Annotated in this window: 5 protein-coding genes; 2 read left to right on the top strand and 3 right to left on the bottom strand. The window is 64.4% G+C overall.

The annotated features are described in order from the left end of the window. A partial coding sequence (locus ACESMD_RS01460) for an NUDIX hydrolase (protein WP_372609649.1) occupies positions 1-492 on the bottom strand: 492 nt, incomplete at its 3' end. A 103-nt stretch (positions 493-595) separates the two neighbouring features. Here ACESMD_RS01460 and ACESMD_RS01455 point away from each other — a divergent pair. Together ACESMD_RS01455 and ACESMD_RS01450 are read left to right on the top strand one after the other, a co-directional pair. After that, positions 596-1,231 carry a CoA pyrophosphatase gene (locus ACESMD_RS01455; RefSeq protein WP_372609647.1) on the top strand — a complete coding sequence of 212 codons (636 nt, stop codon included), beginning with the start codon at positions 596-598 and terminating at the stop codon, positions 1,229-1,231. Next, complete coding sequence (locus tag ACESMD_RS01450; protein ID WP_372609645.1) at positions 1,231-1,881, top strand: 2OG-Fe(II) oxygenase; 651 nt, start codon at positions 1,231-1,233, stop codon at positions 1,879-1,881. Before ACESMD_RS01455 ends, ACESMD_RS01450 begins: the two co-directional genes overlap by 1 nt. 8 nt (positions 1,882-1,889) lie before the next feature. Here ACESMD_RS01450 and ACESMD_RS01445 read toward each other — a convergent pair whose 3' ends face one another. Further along, on the bottom strand, positions 1,890-2,924 hold the full coding sequence (locus ACESMD_RS01445; RefSeq protein ID WP_372609643.1) for a L,D-transpeptidase family protein: 1,035 nt from the start codon (positions 2,922-2,924) through the stop codon (positions 1,890-1,892). Between the two features lie 114 nt (positions 2,925-3,038). Beyond that, positions 3,039-3,515 (bottom strand): carboxymuconolactone decarboxylase family protein (locus tag ACESMD_RS01440; protein WP_372609641.1); only part of this gene is annotated, 477 nt, incomplete at its 5' end.

The following is a 3,515-nucleotide window of genomic DNA, read 5'->3' as shown; positions in this document are numbered from 1 at the left end:
GCCACCGGAACGGTCGCGATAGAAATGCCGCAGGGTACGTTCGATGGTGGGAAAGGCGAGTTCGTTCCAGGGAATGTCCTCTTCCTCGAAGAGCGCTACCTCGAGGCTCTCGACACCGGCATCGAAGCCACCCGTGAGATCGGCGCGGAAGATCATGTACACTTGGTTGATGTGCGGCAGGTTGATCAGGGTATAGAGATCGTGTATGACGACCTCGGCGCAGGCTTCCTCGCGCGTTTCGCGCAGGGCCGCCTCGACGGTGGTCTCGGCATTTTCCATGTAACCGGCCGGCAGCGTCCAGAAACCCTTGCGCGGGGGAATGGCCCGCCGGCAGAGCAGCACACGCGAGCCACTCACCGGCAGGGTGCCGGCCACGATTCGAGGATTCTGGTAATGGATGGTACCGCAGCGGTCACAAAGATAACGCGGGCGGTCATCGTGCTCGGGAATCGCGAAGCGAACAGTTTGGCCGCAGTGACTACAGAAGTTCATGGCACTCCCTGGAAACTGGAGAGCGGCAGGTGAGCCGCTCGGCGTCGAGCTTGACGCCGACGATGGCCGCCGGGTAGAAGAGATAAGACTCGATGGAATCCTCATGTTAGAGAAACTTCGCGAACGCCTGCAAGCGCATCGACCCCGCCGCCTGCGACTCGGCCTGCCCGAGGCCGCCGTCCTGCTGCCGATCGTCGACCGGCCGGAACCCACCTTGCTGTTCACCCGGCGGGCCGACCATCTCAACACCCACAGCGGCCAGGTGGCCTTTCCCGGCGGCAAGCGCGAGCCCCAGGATGCCGACCTGCTGGCCACGGCCCTGAGGGAATCCCGGGAAGAGATCGCCCTGCCCCCCGGCGAGGTCGAGTTGCTGGGGCAGCTGTCCGACGTCATCTCCCTGCACGGTCTGAGGGTGACCCCCTATGTGGGGCTTATCCCGCCGGACCTGCCACTGGTGCCCGACCTCACCGAGCTCGATACCATCTTCGAGGTCCCGCTTCGGCTCTTCCTCGACGACCAGCGAACCCACACCGACGTGATCCGGGTCGATGGCCGCGACTACTTTGTGCCCAGCTACTGCTTTACGCAGGCGGATTGCGAGGGACACATCATCTGGGGGCTATCGGCCATGATGCTGGTGGAGTTGCTGGCGGAGGGCTTCGAGATGCCGATCAGCCTGTTCGAGTGCCCCAAGGGCAGGCTGCGCTATCGTCCCGAGCGCCGGATGCCCACCCCGTGATGACCCACCTTTGCCTGGATAGTCGCCGATGTAATGAACTTGTGGATGCCTTGGTCGAGCAGGGCTGGTATGTCGGTGAGGATTTCATCGCCCCGGACCTGTGCCGTGACCTGAATCAGGAACTCGCGATACTGGCCGGCCGCGACGTCCTGGCGATCGCCGGCATCGGCCGCGGTCGGGAACACGAGCGGCGGCGCGACATCCGCGGCGACACCATCCACTGGCTCGACCGGGGAAGCGAGGCACAAGGACACTACCTGCAAGCCATGGGCGAGTTGCAGCGCGAGATCAACCGATCGCTCTTCCTGGGGCTGTTCGAATACGAGGTCCACTTCGCCCACTACGCCGCCGGGGCCTTCTACAAGCGCCACCTGGACAGCTTCCGGGGCCGCGCCAACCGGGTGGTTTCCACCGTCTGCTACCTCAATCCCGACTGGCCGGCCGATGGCGGCGGCGAGATGGTGCTCTACGATCCCGAGTCCCCCGAGCGGGAACTGGCACGGGTGCATCCCGAGGCGGGCACCTTCGCCTGTTTCCTCTCCGAAACCCTGCCCCATGAGGTGCTGCCCACCCGGCTGCCGCGTACCTGCATCGCCGGCTGGTTCCGCCGCAACGCCTCTCTGGGTGGCCTGGTAGACCCGGCCTACTGATCCGGTCTTCAGGTCTCCAGGGCGTCCAGAAAATCGTCGCGAATTCCCAGATCATCGTAGAGGCCGCGATCCTTCTCCTCGACCAGCACCTCAGGCTCCGGCGCCGGGGCCAGGACGACGACCCGCCCATCCGGATCTTCCAGCAGACCACGAAGCTGCTCGTAGTCGACCGATACCGGGGCCTCCTGGTCATGGCGCTCGAGAATGGCGAGGGTCTCGAGGTAGGCCTGCATGCCGTGCTCCTGATCTTCCAGCGCCTGGTAGACCTGGACATGGGCCTTGCCGTCCTCCCAGGCGACCTTGATCGGCTGCTCGATGATGTTCACCTTCGTGCCATCGGGCACCCGGTCGAACACCGAGGCGATATCCTCCGGATACATGCGGATGCAGCCGCGGCTGGCCCGCATGCCGATACCGTCGGGCTGATTGGTGCCGTGGATCAGGTAACCGGGAATATCGAGCAGGATGGCATGGCTACCCAGGGGGTTGTCCGGGCCGGGCGGCACCACGGCGGGCGGTGGATCGCCACGCTCGGCGGCCTCTTCACGCATGGAGCGCGGCGGGTACCAGGCAGGGTCATTGAGGCGCATGGTGGTTTTGGTCACGCCCAGGGGCGTGTCGTAGCCATCGCGGCCGATGCCGATCGGATAGGTCTCGACCCGCGGCGTCTCGCCCTCGCCCACCTCCGGATAATAGTAGAGACGCAGCTCGGCGATATTGATCACGATGCCCTCCCTGGCCACCGGTGGCAGGATGCGGCGTGCCGGAATCACCACTTCGGTGCCCTCGCCGGGCACCCAGATGCTGACCTCGGGATTGGCAAGGCGGATCTCCTCGTAGCCCACATTGTGTTCCCGAGCGACGTCAAGCAACGTCTCCTCCTCGCGGGTCTCGACCGTGTAGACCTCGCCGATGATGTCTCCCGACTCGGGCAGGGGATAATGCCCCTTGGGCCAATCGGCATGTTCCTCGGCCAGAGCCGGAAGGGAAAACCACAACATGGCGCCGAGCAACAGGGACGAGAATCGGGATTGGGGGATCATGAGGAAATGTCCATCAGGTTGGCTGGGAAGCGAGGGAGAAATAACGCGAACAGTGTTTCATGACACGCCCGGGCCCGCAAGACGCCGCATGGGACGCCTTGCAGGCCAGCGCGTTCAACCCTCCCAGGCATGGCCGGCGAAGGCCTCGTCGAGCTCAGGGTGATTGATATGGTTGGAATAGTTGCTCAGGGTCTTGACCGCCATCGCCAGCACGATCTGCAGGATGTGCGACTCCTCGAAGCCGGCCGCCAGGAAGGCCTCGACGTCGGCCTGGATCGGCATGCCGCGGGTCTCGAACATCACCTTGGTGAACTGGCTCAGGGCGGCCAGTCGCTCGTCCGGGATAGGCTTGTCGTCACGAATGGCGGCAATCACCTCCTCGGGCACCTGGGACATCTTCTCGGCCAGCATGCTGTGTGCCGACATGCAGTAGCCGCAGCCGTTGAGACGGCTGATGGTCAGGAAGACCACCTCTTGCTCCGGCGGTGCAAAGCCCGAGTCCTCGCGGTAGAGCTCATAGCCGTGCAAGTAGGTGTCCAGCACGCCCGGGGCCTTGGCCATGCCCGCATACATATTGGGGACGAAACCCAG

This window comes from Halomonas sp. (genome assembly GCF_041689495.1).
Taxonomy (GTDB): domain Bacteria; phylum Pseudomonadota; class Gammaproteobacteria; order Pseudomonadales; family Halomonadaceae; genus Halomonas.
Note: the sequence above shows the minus strand (reverse complement) of the source record. Positions and strands in the feature narration are given on the sequence as shown.

Excerpts from the sequence above, each read along its gene's own strand:
- ACESMD_RS01455 (WP_372609647.1), top strand. The coding sequence starts at position 596 with ATGTTAGAGAAACTTCGCGAACGCCTGCAAGCGCATCGACCCCGCCGC.
- ACESMD_RS01450 (WP_372609645.1), top strand. The coding sequence starts at position 1,231 with ATGACCCACCTTTGCCTGGATAGTCGCCGATGTAATGAACTTGTGGAT.
- ACESMD_RS01445 (WP_372609643.1), bottom strand. The coding sequence starts at position 2,924 with ATGATCCCCCAATCCCGATTCTCGTCCCTGTTGCTCGGCGCCATGTTG.